General features: G+C 57.2%; 12 protein-coding genes. All 12 read right to left on the reverse strand.

The genetic code is table 11. The features are described from left to right. Positions 1–50: 50 nt before the first annotated feature. The 12 genes from Q31a_RS00275 to ccoN all read right to left on the reverse strand — a co-directional run bounded on the left by Q31a_RS00275 (position 51) and on the right by ccoN (position 14,549). A complete protein-coding gene (locus Q31a_RS00275) occupies positions 51–959 on the reverse strand; it encodes an ATP-grasp fold amidoligase family protein (protein ID WP_145072449.1) in 909 nt (302 codons plus the stop codon). A 114-nt stretch (positions 960–1,073) separates the two neighbouring features. Continuing rightward, a complete protein-coding gene (locus Q31a_RS00280; protein WP_145072451.1) occupies positions 1,074–1,907 on the reverse strand; it encodes a glycosyltransferase in 834 nt (277 codons plus the stop codon). Positions 1,908–2,280: 373 nt separating this feature from the next. Continuing rightward, complete coding sequence (locus Q31a_RS00285) at positions 2,281–3,525, reverse strand: NAD(P)/FAD-dependent oxidoreductase (protein WP_145086646.1); 1,245 nt, start codon at positions 3,523–3,525, stop codon at positions 2,281–2,283. A gap of 443 nt (positions 3,526–3,968) precedes the next feature. Continuing rightward, on the reverse strand, positions 3,969–5,294 hold the full coding sequence (locus tag Q31a_RS00290; protein WP_145072453.1) for a c-type cytochrome: 1,326 nt from the start codon (positions 5,292–5,294) through the stop codon (positions 3,969–3,971). Next, positions 5,291–5,455 carry a cbb3-type cytochrome oxidase assembly protein CcoS gene (gene ccoS / locus Q31a_RS00295; protein ID WP_145072455.1) on the reverse strand — a complete coding sequence of 55 codons (165 nt, stop codon included), beginning with the start codon at positions 5,453–5,455 and terminating at the stop codon, positions 5,291–5,293. Before ccoS ends, Q31a_RS00290 begins: the two co-directional genes overlap by 4 nt. Next, a complete protein-coding gene (locus tag Q31a_RS00300) occupies positions 5,452–8,007 on the reverse strand; it encodes a heavy metal translocating P-type ATPase (protein ID WP_145072457.1) in 2,556 nt (851 codons plus the stop codon). Before Q31a_RS00300 ends, ccoS begins: the two co-directional genes overlap by 4 nt. Next, a complete protein-coding gene (locus Q31a_RS30635; protein ID WP_231691005.1) occupies positions 8,004–9,065 on the reverse strand; it encodes a sulfite exporter TauE/SafE family protein in 1,062 nt (353 codons plus the stop codon). The genes Q31a_RS00300 and Q31a_RS30635 overlap by 4 nt, the downstream gene beginning before the upstream one ends. Positions 9,066–9,097: 32 nt before the next feature. Next, positions 9,098–9,640, reverse strand: coding sequence for a FixH family protein (locus Q31a_RS00315; RefSeq protein WP_145072459.1), 543 nt, complete (start codon positions 9,638–9,640; stop codon positions 9,098–9,100). Beyond that, entirely contained in the window at positions 9,637–11,118 is a 1,482-nt protein-coding gene (gene ccoG, locus Q31a_RS00320) for a cytochrome c oxidase accessory protein CcoG (protein WP_145072461.1), read from the reverse strand. Before ccoG ends, Q31a_RS00315 begins: the two co-directional genes overlap by 4 nt. Positions 11,119–11,327: 209 nt before the next feature. Next, complete coding sequence (locus Q31a_RS00325; RefSeq protein WP_145072463.1) at positions 11,328–11,963, reverse strand: cbb3-type cytochrome c oxidase N-terminal domain-containing protein; 636 nt, start codon at positions 11,961–11,963, stop codon at positions 11,328–11,330. Then, positions 11,953–12,135 (reverse strand): hypothetical protein, encoded by a 183-nt coding sequence (locus Q31a_RS00330; protein WP_145072465.1) that lies wholly within the window; start codon positions 12,133–12,135, stop codon positions 11,953–11,955. The genes Q31a_RS00325 and Q31a_RS00330 overlap by 11 nt, the downstream gene beginning before the upstream one ends. A gap of 74 nt (positions 12,136–12,209) precedes the next feature. Next, positions 12,210–14,549, reverse strand: a complete 2,340-nt coding sequence (gene ccoN / locus Q31a_RS00335; RefSeq protein WP_145072467.1) for a cytochrome-c oxidase, cbb3-type subunit I — start codon at positions 14,547–14,549, stop codon at positions 12,210–12,212. Positions 14,550–14,629: the final 80 nt, after the last annotated feature.

The following is a 14,629-nucleotide window of genomic DNA, read 5'->3' on the forward strand; positions in this document are numbered from 1 at the left end:
GGGGCGGCGCCCCTTGCGGGACAAGTCGAATTTCAAGCATTGCTCAAGGACTAGCCTGTAGGACGATGCAAGCCAGTAGGACGATACAGGTTAGGATTGTCACGATCCAAGTGCCACTTGTCTCCCCGGAGCTTCCCGCGAGACGGTACTTCAGCAGGCGTGTATCCAGAAGTCGGGGTGCAGGTCGCTTCGCCGAAATAGATGCGACCGTTCAGGTTGTAGAGGTCGACACGCAGGAAGTCGAAACCACGCGATAACTCTTCTGCCACCCGAAACATGTCTTGGTAATTCGCCGGTTTTACATATTTGGCATGCTGCTCGGAGGTAAAGTCTCCATCTTGAAAATTCCAATGGCGGTCGAAATGCGCGTAAGTCTCGTGGCGTGGCGCAGTGAGCGTGATCAGGAAGTCAAAGCCACTCGGTCCGTGGTAGGAGTAGAAAGAGTAATCCACCGGGGAATCATGCTCGTCGTCCAACAGCTCTTCGATCACAATTCTTGGGCGTATGAGCCGGTAATGGTATTCGTGCGAACGCAGGCCGTAAGTGCGATGCATGAGTTGGTTGAAGTACTGTACGGTCGATGCAATATCGAGCTGCGATTTGTCCCACACCACTTGGTGCCATTTGGAACCGTGGTTGGCTTTAATGATAAATCGATCGGGCAGATCTCGAAAATGTTCGGGGGTGAGCTGATCGTACACGCCCAGCAAGGGGACGAGGTACCGCTCACCGACTCGCTCCGCCACATACTCTCGGACAGCGTACTTGTCGGCTAGGCGAGCGTAGGTGGAGTGATTGCCATACAGCTTGCGAAATTGAACTTTCTCAGGGAAGGTCTGCGGCTCGGTGAAATTCCCCGACTTGCCAATTTTGCGGCGAAACCGCCGCTGCATGCACCAGCGTCTCCAATGGAATTGAAGACGACTTTCGGTGGGATGGGCGGAAATGTCTGTAGTCATGGGACTCTGTCTGAGAGGTGCGGGATCGCTCAAATCTTGCTCTCGTGCGAATGGGAAGTCTTGGATTGGGAAGCCTTGGATTGGGTACCGTCACACTGCCTACAGCACGATTCTCTAGGGACTCAGGGAGGGTGTTGCCAATCGACCAGACGCTTGCTCCTGCGGTGCCTCGGCGAAAAGCCCCAGAGGCGTAAAGATCGGTCGGTACTGCGCCTCCGCTAGCAAGCGATTGTTGCGTTCCAAATCCTGGATGTTCAAGTTCTTTTCATGCTCCAAGTGGTAGACCATGGCAGAGAACAGAGCGTCATGCCTTCGCACCCCACTGCGCATCAGGCGGAGCGCGAACTCGGAATCCTGCCGCCAGAATCCGAGGAATTGTTCATTCCAGCCGTTGATCTGAACCACATTCTCGCGGAACACGCCTAAATTGCAGGATCGAATGCCTTCGGACGATTTATTCTCCATCGCAATGCCAGCGACGTGCAGCAACCAGTGAGGTTTGGTCAGTCCGTTGGTCGCACACAGCCACAGTTTTCGGAGGAAGCTTTCCTGACCGGTGAAATTGTCCATGGCCTGGTAACGAACCCAAGCTCGCTTGCCTTGGACGAACCAATCGGGCCGCGCCAGCCGTACATGGTCGGCGACGAAATGCGGAGAAGCAACGCAATCTCCGTCGGTGTAGATCAGGTAGTCTCCCGTCGTTTGTCGGGTGGCTAGGTTGCGCAGGTGCGATAAGCGAGGGCCTCCCTGATGCTCTTGCCAGGCATGCAGGATCGGGAACGGGGCGCGTTCGGTGAACCCGGCGATGACCGATTCGGTGGCGTCGGTTGATCCATCGTCGGCAACGATCAATTCGTCAGGGGCACGCGTTTGGTGTAAATAGCTAGCCAGCACTTTCTGCAAGTAGCTGGGCCGGTTGAACGTGGTGACAATGACCGAGACTCTCATGATGCCCAAGACTCGCTTCGCTGGTGATCGAGTGTGGACGAATGCCGTACACCCAGAGCGAAACTAAATATCAGCCTGCCGAGTTAATGGCAAGCCGAAACGGTGCCTCTGCGGCATCCCGCAAGCACTTCGCGTTGGGTACCCAGGCTCCTCAAACACAATTCAGGGTAGGAGAAATCAGAACGTCTTGCCGACCGACAGAAGTCAGCCATTTCCATGCAGCTTGCCTGCACCCCCAAAACCGTAGAATGGGCCCCCGGCCCGTTTCCCCCAATCACCATCATCGCAATGCCATCACTACTAGTCCACTAGCCCCGCGCACAACCTTGCTCGCACGGGTGGTCTACGCTAGACCAAGCCGTTGCCAGAGCCGCTATTGCATGGGGCTGGCTTGCTGCGCCTCTTCAATGGCAGGGTCCATCTGGTCAAAGATTTTCTCAGCTCCATCGTAGAAAATGCGGCCAATCAGCAAGTCGGTCAAGTTGCCGCCAAACTGTGGATTGTCGCGAATAAAACCACCAAAGCTAAACTCCTTGGTGTAGAAAGCTTCGACTAGTTTTTTGATGAGCTGCGAACCTGATTTGAAGTTCTCGCACCAATTCCCCAGCTGTTGCGCGGAGAGATCGTTCTTGCGGAAGCCTTCAATGACAGCGTCGGCGGCTCTTTCGCCCATTACCAAGGCGAAATACACTCCCGAGGAGTAGAGGGGGTCGATGAAGCCGAATGCGTCTCCAATCAACACCCAGCCTTGCCCGGAGTGCTGGCGGGTCGAGTAAGAGTACTCCTTGGCTACATGGATTTTGCTGACTCGCTCGGCATCCTCTAGACGACTCGCTAGCCCCGGGCAACGCGAGAGTTCTAGGTTGTAACGAGCTTCGCTATCCAGGCCGGTCTTGACCATGTAATCACTGTCACCCACGCAGCCGATGCTCGTCACATCATCGCTCAAGGGGATGAACCAGAACCAGCTATCCTTCTCCAAAGTGTGCATGACGATGGTGGCCCCTGCATTGTCGCCGTCGTCTCGCTTCGCGTTCTTGTAATAGGCCCAAATGGCAGCTTTCTGGAGGTTGGGCATGTCCTCGCGAAGGCTCAGCTTGTTGGCAATCAAGGCTTGCAGCCCCGAGCCATCCATGATGACCCGAGCGTCGATCTCGAGTGTCTGTCCCTCGGTGGTTCGAACCTTGACGCCTCGGGCGGCTTGATTTTCATCCAACAGAACATCCAGGACGCGGGTGCGGTCGTGGCATTCTGCTCCCAGCTCCCCTGCCCTTTCGAAGAGCATTCGGTCAAATTCGGCTCGCTCTACCTGCCAGGTCGTACTCGATTCGCGGGGATCATGTTGGGTGAAATAGAAGGGAGCGGATTCCTTGCCTGACGCTCCCACAAACTGCACGCTCTTCTTCCGCGTAAATTTGCTAGCGTTCATGCGGTCGATCATGCCCAATCGCTGCAGCGGCCAGTAGCATTCGGGCATCAACGATTCTCCAATGTGGAATCGAGGCACGCTTTCGCGCTCCAGCAAGAGGGTCGAAAGGCCGGATTCCGCCACGAGACCAGCTGCCATGCAGCCTGCTGGGCCACCACCAATGACGATCACATCGTAGCTGTTTTTCATAGTCATCAGACCACTTTCGAGTACTAGGGCGGGATGTTGAGGAGAGGGGGCAGTGCGCGCCACGTCATTAGGGGCAGCCGGGCTATGACGCTCGCCTCAGGCCATTATAGCTCGCGCGGCAAGCCTCCGCAGACGTAGCGGGCGGTGAGGCCGAGCGACGGCAAGCGTCCTTTCTCGATTGCTAACATCGTCGGAAATCGAACGCGCGAGCGGGGCACATGTTCTTAGGCCATGGTTACCGTCGGGAGGCGATTCTTGCGAATGTCCCGCGCGTTGCGACGGCAGCTCTTCTCGCTCGCATGGCCTACGCCCCTCCCTCCCGCGGGCGGGATGGCGTCACCGATTCAAGCGTTGTAGGTGCTGTAGGCACCGCAACGGGCATGGCTGCAACGACCGGTGGTGCACGCCAGCAACACCGATCCCCAAGCCTACCCAGCGGGTTCCTACTCAGCGGTTGCCGGCTCCGCGGCCGGAGTTTTTGCAGCTGGAGTTTCTACAGCTGGGGTGGTTGGTGCGTCTGGAGTGTCGCTGGCGGTTCGCATCGAACGCACGTAGTTGACTAGGTCCCAGATATCGTCCTCGGGAACTGCGGCTGCTGGCATGGGAGTGCCTGCGATACCACCCGCGATCCGGCGGTAAATGTCCTCGGGAGCGCTGCCACCTCGAAACAGTCCTTGACGAAAATCTCTCGGCAGAATCTTTCGCGGAGGCAAGACGCCTCGAGCGATGAATGGGACGAGTGAATCGTAGTCGGTGGGGTCGAGTCCGAGCTTGGTAGTCCAATCCTTGGCCCAGTCGTCGTAGTCCTGAGTTTGTCCGTCTCCGTAGCCCAGCTTGCCATGACACTTCGCACAAGCCGCCTTTTCGGATGCAAACAGCTCTCGCCCACGGTCGATCGACGCTTGCAGCTCGGGTGCATTTCCCGCTGCGATGGCTTGTTCCAATTCCTCGATGGTGGCCGGTACGGGAGTCCCTTCAGGCGGATCCGTGACTTCCACGATACGGTCGGGCGCTTCGAGCCAGCTATCTCCGATTTCCATGGCTAGTTCAACGATCAATTCCTTTTGCTCTTCGAAATTTTCGGCTTGAGGGTTGTAGAGGGTGTCGCCATCTTCAAAAGCGACTTCCTCGCCGGCAACCATCATGACGTAGCGTTCGAGTTCGCCCCGCCAAGAGAGATAGATGACGTAGTCCACCAAGGCGTCGACCTGCTTTTCAATCTCTGCATCGGATTCCTCCTTGGCATCGGCCAGTTCGCGGTATGGCTTCATGCTCGTGCCATCGACGCCGTGGGCGATTACTTTGGCGAGGTCCTCGCGTGTCGGCTTGCCATTCAAGTCGGTGCTCTTGAATTTGAATTTACCGAGACGATAGTCGCGGGGGTAGGGATCGAGCAGAGCGGCGGTCGTGCCTCGTCCATTGCCAACCAGGCCATGACATGTCATGCAATAGGCGCGGTACAGTCCACCCCCCTGGTCCGTCACTGGGCCGGCAGCCAGTTGCAGCTTTTCCAGACTCAGCAAACCAGCGAAATCGCTGTCCTCTTCGGTCAAGAAATCTGGCACACGCGGCTGGTCGGGCGTTCCAAACATGTCGGTTAAAGCGACTTGGGTTTCATCCAAGGCTTGTTGCATCGGATACCCTATCTCGAGTTCCAGGCCATGCGAATAGACCCGGTTGGGTTCGAATTCGGGAATCGTTTCCTGGCGACAGCCGAGGGACACCAGGGTAAGCAAGCAGAGAGTAGAAAGGTATATTGCGTGTTTCATGGCTTGGAGGATGGGGTTTGAGGTTTGTCTTCTAAGAGTATGCGGACCGGCGGTGTTTCTAAGTCATCGTATTGGCCGCCACGAATGCAGTAAATGCAAGCAAACAATCCCCCCGCTCCCAGTAAGAGGGCGAGGGGTAAAGCAATGTAGATCACACTCATGGCTCTGCCTCCACAAAGGTCTTCATGGCTAGGGTAAGAGCCAGGACACTCACCGAGCTAAGAGGCATCAAGATCGCAGCGACCAATGGGCTGATCCAGCCCAGCATGGCCAGTCCGACCGCTACGAGGTTGTAGGTCAAGGAAATTGCAAAAGTCAGGAAGATCAAGTGGGTGGTCCGCCGGGCGCCCACCAGGAGCGTCAGTAGACTGGGGAGTCGGCCCGACGCGATGAACACGGGAGCGGCTTGCAAGCTGACTTCCGCACCACCGCGAACGGCAATCCCCGTGTCGGCCGCCGCAAGTGCCGCCGCGTCGTTGGCTCCGTCGCCCACCATGGCCACGTTTTCCCCCACCGCTTGCGACTCTCGGATATAGCTTAGCTTTTGTTCAGGGGATAACCCGCCATGGCAATCGTTGGTTGCCAAGCCCAGTTGCTCTCCAATTCTACGAACAATGCTCGGATGGTCACCTGACAAAATGCCGACTTTCCATCCCAATTTTGCGAGTTGCTCAATAACACGAGACGCATCGGGACGAATGGGATCGGACAGACCTAGCACGGTTACTACTTGCCGGTCCACTGCAATCAAATTAGGACTCATTCCCTGTGCGGCATATTCCGTGGCGTGCTCAAGCATGGCTGTAGGGATGGCGATTTCGGCTCGACGGACAAAGTCGACGCTGCCGACCAGGACGCTGCTGCCATCGACTTCCCCTTGGATGCCTCCCAGCTCCGCGCCGCCCAAGTGTGCCGCGCCGCTGGTTGCGAGGTGTCTTTGTCGCGCCGCTTGGACGATCGCATTGGCTACCGGGTGCTTGCAGTGTTTCTCCAAGCTGGCTGCCATCCGCAGGCCCTCTTCTGAGCCTGCGAGGGCGGTGATGTGCTGCTTACCCTGGGTTAAGGTCCCCGTTTTATCGAGCCAGATGCGGCCCGGCTTCGCCAATCGCTGGAAGGTCTGGCCATCGCGGATCATGATGTTTCTCCGCGCGGCACGCCCCAGTCCGACGGCAATCGCCAGCGGAGTCGCCAAGGCCAGCGCGCAGGGGCAAGCCACGATCAGCAGGGCCGTAGCGTGAGACGTGGCGAGGGCCAGGCTGGTTGGAAGCCAAAGCCCAAAGGTCACCACCGCAAGCAGTGTGATGGCGATGACAAAATAGCCCCCGATGCGATCGGCCAACATGACGATGGGGGTTCGCTGGGCTGCGGCCGTTTCTACCGACTGCATGACTTTGCCGAGTCGGCTTTCGCGGCCAATTGCCGAAACTCGCACGCGAATCGGAGTGGTCAAGTTGATCAACCCAGCAGACACTTCCTCTCCGACACCGACCGGGACCGGTTGGCTTTCGCCGGTCAGCAGGGAGCGATCCAGCGTCGTTTGGCCGCTCACAATGTGCCCGTCGGCCGGTAAGCTGTCGCCGGCAGCCACCCGTACGATGTCGCCAGGTAGCAAGGTTTCGACGAGTACGGATTTGACTTGGTCGGAATCGGCAGACGACTCCAGTTCCGCGTGACGCGGAGTAATTCTGAGTAGCAGGTCGACTGCCCGCATGGCTCGCTGTTGTTGTCGGAACTGGATCCAGCGGCCGATCAGCAAGAGGAACACCAGTGTCGCCAAGGAATCAAAGTAGACATGCCCCCGCCCCAGGATCGCATGCGTGATGCCCACGACTGTACCCACCGACAGACCGAGCGCGACGGGCAGGTCCATGTGAGGTGTGCGCGTTTTGAGCGATGCGAGTGCACCCACAAAAAACGTTCGTCCCGGGCCAGCCACGGAAGCGACACCGAGCGCGGTCCCCACCAAGCCCAGGAAATAACTCTGATCGAACGACCCGCCACCAAACTCACCGGCATACAGGCCGATTGCGATCCACATCGCGTTGGCAGCGAGAAATCCTGCGATGGCAATTTGAACCAGCAGGCGACGATTTTCGTGTTGCAGGTGGTCTTGCCGACTGGGATCAAAGGGGGAGAGTTGGTAGCCGAGGCGATCGAGCAGTTGGGCGATCTGACTCAGCTTGATCGCCCCAGGATCATAGGCCAATTGTAGCGTGTGCTGATTCATCTTAATGCGCGCCGACAACAACCCGGGCGATTGAGCAGCAGCCTTTTCGATCAGCCAGGCACAGGCGCTGCAGTGCAGGCCATGCACGGCTAGCTCCGTGGTGCAAGTACCGTCGCTGTGAGTGCGTGGTGCGCTTGGTCCCAGGAAGTCGACGGTATCGAATTGCTCGTAGCGGCCCATTTGCTCGGCAGGCAGAGCCGCTCCGCTGTGCTGTCGCGTTTGATCGCGAAGCGCGTAGAAGTCTTGCAGTCCCCAGCCGTGAATCAATTCGTAGGCGCCTCGGCAGCCGTGGCAGCAGAACACCAATTGTTCCGCTGGAAAGCTCGCAGGCAAAGCGGTTGCCTCTCCACAGTGAATGCACGGCACCACGCGATCGGTCCGGCCGGCGGCAGACGCCGCCCTGCTGGTCGCTACCTCAGGGCCAACTGGCGGCTGTTGCAGCGACGGGACCGCAGCTCTTTCCGTGTCCGAATAGGATGTGGTCATGGCGCCTCACTCCCCGCCGGCTGGCTGGGAGCCGGAGCCGAGGTGCGAGCGTCTGTTCGCAATGTTTTAGTTGGCGACGTTTTACTAGGCGTAGCGTCCTTCGGCGGGGCGACACAGCATGGCAGCGGTGTGTTGACAAGGACTTGCATCTCTGCAGCGACATCCAACGGCTGTTCTGAGGCCGCAAGATCTGGATCGCGTGGTGTGGGCGCAGCCAAGCGGCTGGCCGTGTGCAAATCGGTTAGGGCGTTGAGGCTAGAAAAGCCGCGTCCGGTTGCCGTGTAGCACCCGCCCATGATGAGCAAGATCGACGCTCCGGCTGGTACCAAGCGGCGATACCGTAGGGCAAGTGTTTGTGTGCCTGCCACCAGGGCAATTAGCAGAGGGACTGTTCCCAGCCAGAAGGCGAGCATCACGATCGGTCCGGTAAGCATGCTTCCCGTGCCAGCCGCCACGAGTGCGAATAGGTACAGCCATCCGCAAGGCAAGAAAGCCGTGAGCAAGCCCGTTGCCAAACCGCGCGCGGGGAGTGGTAGGCGGAAGACAAGCGGGCGCAGACGCATCAGCAACTTTGTGATGCCAGTTGGTTGTGGGGCAAGCACCGCTTGAGGGGGAGGGGTGCTAGTGGGATTGCCTGAAATCGCTCCTAGCGGACTGGGGGAGTCAGGCCTCAAGTCGTCCGCCGCAGGCAGTTGCCCCCGCAGGCCGCCGAACAGGCGATTCAACAGCCCCTGGCAGGCGGGACTCACCAGCGGCCACAAGCGGTAGAGCCCCATCGCGATCATTAATAAGCCGACGATCCTGGCAGCCACCAATTGGAATCCGAGCGCTTCACCACCCAAGTCGACAAGCTGTCCTAGCGAACCAGCGATCAGTCCGGCAAGTGCGTAGGTCACCATCCGGCCGAAGTGGTATAACGTCGTGGCTAGCAACATGGGAGTCCGTCCGAAGCGATCGCCCCCTCCGCTAGCCCAGATGGCGAGTGGTCCACACATGCCAACGCAATGCATGCTGCCCAGCAGGCTGGCGGTTGCGACGGCGATGACTAAGATCCACATAATAGGTTCTCAATGAAGGATAACGGACGTCCTTATCGTACGTACAACTCACTCCGGTGGGCTGCAATGCCGTGCTGACTCTCCATTTGCAGATCGATCTGCCAAAGTCCGACCTGGGCCAGCTTCAGGCCACCGGCGTAGTAGCCGGGTTGCGTCTCCTTCAATGCCAGCGAGTGTATTTCATTGCCCCGCGCATGGTGGTAGACCCTAGCGGTTACGTTCATGCCCTCGATGGGTACTCCATCAGCCGCCAAGACTTGGACCTGCAATTCACTGGTAGGCTCACCTTCGCGAGAGGTGACCACATCGATGTTCATTTGCCATTGGAGCGAATCGGTCAATTGCAGTGCGCGGCGGGTGATATCCCAGTTCACTGCCGACTGGTGGTAGTTTGGTACGACTGCAATGGTCGGATCGCTTAGCGATAGGTAGAGGGCTGTCATGCCAATAGCGACCTGAAGGGTCAGCATGCCGACGACAAAGGAGACCCACCAGCGGCGCGCATGGCTTTCGGCGCGGAGGAATTCCGCGCGCGAAGCAAATTGAGGGGGGAAGTTGAGGTTGGAGGGGTTCACTGTCGGGGCCCTATCAAGCTGAATTCAGTGACTCGTTGATGGTCGCTACTATCTTCGATCAAGAGTTGCATCGGAGTGCTTCCAGTACCAAACGTCAAACTGCCCGAGAATCGCACTTGAAGCGGAACGAGCGCCGATTTGCCTGGTGCGAGCGACAGTCCCGCGTCGTCGATGATTTCCAGCTGCGCCTTCTTGGGGGATTGGACCGTCATGGTGTAGGTTTGCGGACTATTGGAGCGATTGACCAACCGCATATTAAAGGTATTGGAAATCTCTCCACGGGCGACGTTGGTGTAGGGTGCTCCCTTCCCACGCAAGACGCGCGCATCGAAGCTGCTCTTGGTCGTAATGCCGTACACCAAACTCCCGGCGACTGCCATCAGCAGAATGGGGTAGGCAACCGTTCGAGCGCGAAGGAACCGAGGACGCTTGCCACTGAGTTCGTCTTGAGAGCTAAAGCGGATCAGGCCTTGTGGCGTGCCGACCTTTTTCATTACCGAATCACAGGCATCGATGCATTGAGTGCAGTTGATACACTCCATTTGTAACCCGTCTCGAATATCGATGCCGGTTGGACAAACGACCACACACTGATTGCAGTCGACGCAATCGCCAGCTTGATCTTCAGGGCGATGCTTCCCCTTTTTGCGAGGTTCGCCTCGATTGTAATCGTAGGCCACGATCATCGATTGGCGGTCGAGCATGACCGACTGTAGGCGACCGTAGGGGCAGGCTATAAGGCAGGTCTGCTCGCGAAAATAGTAAAAATCAAACGTCAGCAGGGCGGTGGTCGTAGCCATTACCAGGAAGGCGGCGGGATGTTCAAACGGTGAGCTGCGGATCCAGCGCGCGAGTTCCTCGGTCCCCACAAAGTACGATAGGAACGTATGCGCTAAGAGCATGTTCAGCAGCACGTAAACCAGAAAGCGACCGATCTGTCTGGCCGGAGAGAGAGGCTGTTTGGGAAGCCCTCCCTTGCCACTCGTCCCTTCAAAAATGCGGTCGATGGGACGGAATAGAAATTCCATATAGACCGTTTGCGGGCAAGCCCATCCGCACCATGCGCGACCTGCAATCGCCGTCACCAAGACCACTCCCAGAAAGGCGGTCAGCATTGTGAGTGCTAACAGCATCGTGTCGGTGGGAAGAAACGTATGCCCCATGATGGTGAACTCACGCGCCGGTATGTTCAACTGGATGGGGGGCTTACCCATGAAGCGGAGGTGCGGAACGAGGACGAAGATGACCATCAGTACGTACGACACGACCCGGCGGTTCTTCCACCAATAGCCCTGTGACAGTCTTGGTTTTAGCCACCTGCGTTGTCCATCGCGATGCAGCGTGCTGAGGACATATTCGGGCGATTCAAGGACAGCACTGTCTCCAGCGGACTCTGTATTGGGATCGCGATCCACGATCGGTAGAGCGCGTGGGCTGGAGTTGGGATTGTTATTGGGGGTGGTCACCAGTTTTGCCATGTTAGCGGGAGGTTCTGCGCAATTGCAGAGGCCACGTGCCTAGGGCTTTGTCAAAGCTTGATTCGTCGAGTAGTGGAACTTGCCAAAACCCCTTTGCAACCGAGTGAGTCCTGAGGGGCTTGGCGACTCCCACTGCAGTTGCACTCCAAGTTGAAATTTGGGCAATGCCTAAGGAGTAATGCCTGAGGAGTCTTGTCCATTGAATGAACTTACGCGTCTTCGGTGGTTTCTGTAGGTGTAGCCGCTTGCTCTTCCTCGGGTTCTTCTTGAGGTTCTGGCCAGGGAGCGATCTCCCTGCCGTCGGCGCCCTTGCCGTCTAAGTTTTGGCCACGCAAAGAGGCGACGTAAGCGGATACCAGCACGACCTCATTGGGGACCAAGCGGTTGGACCAAGCGGGCATGGCTCCATTGCCAGCACCGTTGTTGACGATGCGGGCAATATCCTCGATGGTACGCACGTTCTTGTAAAACTCGTCCGTCAGGTTGGGGCCGACCTTGCCCTCGCCATCACGACCGTGGCAGGACATGCAATTGGTTCGAAAAATTACCGCCCCAACCTTCAGCCAGCTGTCTTTATGCAGATAGTTGACGAGCGTCGCTTCGTCGGGTTTCAACTCGCCAATTTCAGCGAACTGAAGCTGGGTGTTGGCCGCTAGGGCTGCGTCGTATTGTTCGGCAATTGTTCGGCCAGGAGCGCCGATGTGGTAATACGAGGCGTAGGCCGGACAGAAGGCGATAGTGGCGACAAATATCCACTTCCACCAACCCGGAAGTGGATTGTCATACTCCTGGATGCCATCGTAGGAGTGAGCGGTGAGTGGCGCTTCGGGAGTCTCATTTTTCATAGCGTGGATCCTTCACTTCGTCGCTCAACGGGATCGATGCGAACTTGTCGGTCGCTTGGCGACTGAGCCGCAAAGCACCGTAGAAAATCACGATAAAGGTGCCAGCGAACAGCAATAATGCTGCCTCGGCGCATTTTGAGTAATCCAGGGCGCTAACGATATCTTTGATCATGTCGGTTACTAGCTTGTCATCGGATGGAGGTTACCGGATTCGTAAAGCATGCGAGTGCAGCGGCGGGTGTCGCCTTACTCTGCGTCAGTTTCCTGGGGTTCGCTGGTTTCTGTTTCGCCATCGGCCGTTTCCCCTTCGGCGTCGGCGACCGGAGCGGGCTCATCGGTTCGGAAGTAATCGGTACCAATGCGTTGCAGATAGGCGATCAAGGCAATGGCTTGCTTGCCTTGCACGTTGGCCGGGCCTCCCTGTTGGACAATTTCTGCCGTGATGTACTCGGCTTGCAGTTGGGCCATTTCTACCGCATTCTCCAATTCCTCTTCGTAGGGGGCACCCAGGAAATGGGACGCTTCCACCAGTGGAGGAATTCCTTCGAACTTCAAATCATCCAGCAGCAGGTGTTCAAAGCTCGGCATGACCGAACCTGGAGCTACTAAATCTGGGGCTTCAAAGTGCGACCAGTGCCAGAAGCTACTCTGCTTGCCACCCTCTCGCGCCAAGTCGGGGCCGATACGACGGCTACCCCACTGGAAGGGATGGTCGTAGATGAATTCACCTGGCTTGCTGTACTCTCCATAACGCTTCGTTTCAGCCACCATCGGACGGATCTGCTGGGAGTGGCAGTTGTAGCAACCCTCCGAAACATAGATCTGTCGTCCTGCTAGCTCCAGCGGCGTGTAGGGCTTAACGGTAGCAATCGTGGGTACATTGCTGCGAATCAGGAAGGTCGGGATCAATTCGAATAGAGTTGCGACGACGACGGCCAGGGTTGTAAGCACCGTAAATTTGACGGGCAAACGCTCCCAACTGCGGTGCCAATCCATCTTGGCCCAAGTGTCGAGCTTCTTGCCTATTTCCAATACCGGAGCATCGGCCAGAACGGTCTTGGTTGCTGGCGTGTGGTCGACATAGTGGAGTGGCAGGCGCGGAGCCGAATAGACCGGGACTTCGTACTTTGCAGGGCGATTCATCCAGGTCATTACTGCGTTGATTGCTAGCATGATAATGCCCGAAATGTACAGGGCGCCACCCAGCACTCGCAGCCACCATAGTGGAACAATGGACTGCACCGTCTCGACAAAATCAGGGTTGGCAAGCTGGCCGGTTTCTTGATCGATGGCCAGCAGCATCAAGCCTTGCATGAGCCCAGCAGCGTAGATCGGGATGATGTACAGCAGGATGCCCAGCGTCCCAACCCAGAAGTGACTCTCCATCAATTTATGACTCCACAGCTTGGTCTGATACAGCCGAGGAAGTAGCCAGTAGAGCATGCCAAAGAGGGCGAAACCATTCCAGCCCAAGGCACCAGCGTGCACGTGGGCAATGGTCCAGTCGGTGTAGTGGCTGAGCGCATTGATGCTCTTGATCGACAGCATGGGGCCTTCAAAGGTTGCCATGCCGTAGAAGGTTAATGCCACCACGAAGAACTTCAGGATGGGGTCGGTGGCGACTTTGTGCCAAGCCCCACGCAACGTCAGCAGACCATTGATCATACCACCCCAACTGGGCATCCACAGCATCAGGCTGAAAAGCATGCCCAGGGTGCTCGCCCACTCGGGCAAGGAGGTGAAGTGTAAGTGGTGAGGTCCCGCCCAAATGTAGATGAAGACGAGGGACCAAAAGTGGATGATACTCAGCTTGTAGCTAAAGATCGGGCGTTCCGCCGCCTTGGGGAGGAAGTAGTACATTAACCCCAGAAACGGAGTGGTTAGGAAGAACGCAACCGCATTGTGTCCATACCACCACTGCATGAAAGCATCTTGCACTCCGGCGTAAACGGAATATCCGTGGAATAGTGAAGTGGGCACCACGAGATTGTTGAAGATGTGCAGCAAGGCGACGGTAACGATGGTGGCGATATAGAACCACAAAGCCACATACATGTGTTGTTCGCGACGACGGATCAATGTCATCATAAAATTGCCACCGAAGACGAACAGCCAAATGATGGCCAGGGCAATGTCGATGGGCCATTCGAGTTCCGCGTATTCCCGGCTCTGAGTAATTCCCAGCGGAAAGGTAATAGCGGCAGCCACAATAATGGCTTGCCAACCCCAGAAGTGGATGCGACTCAGCACGTCGCTCCACATTCGCGCCTTGCACAATCGCTGCGTGCTGTAGTAGACGGCGGCGAAGATCCCGTTGCCTGCAAAGGCAAAAATCGCCGCATTGGTGTGCACCGGCCGCAACCGCCCAAAGGTGAACCAGGGCAATCCGTTGGTGAGCCAAGGGGCGACTAAGAAGATAGCAGCCACAAGCCCGACCAGGGTTGCCACCAAGCCCCAAAAAATCGTGGCGGTTGCAAACATGCGTACGATCTGATCGTCATACGAATAGCTCTCCATCTCGGGAGAATTGCTGTCGCCAGTCCCGGCGTGTGGGATGGCAGGCGTTTGGCTGGAAGAGTTCGACATCAGCGCGGTCACTCATTCTTCAAAATAGTCTGTTGTATCGAGCGGTCGATTAGTCTGTGGGACCTAAGATGCTAAGCACC

Origin of the sequence: Aureliella helgolandensis, from assembly GCF_007752135.1 — a bacterium.
Lineage (GTDB): Bacteria > Planctomycetota > Planctomycetia > Pirellulales > Pirellulaceae > Aureliella > Aureliella helgolandensis.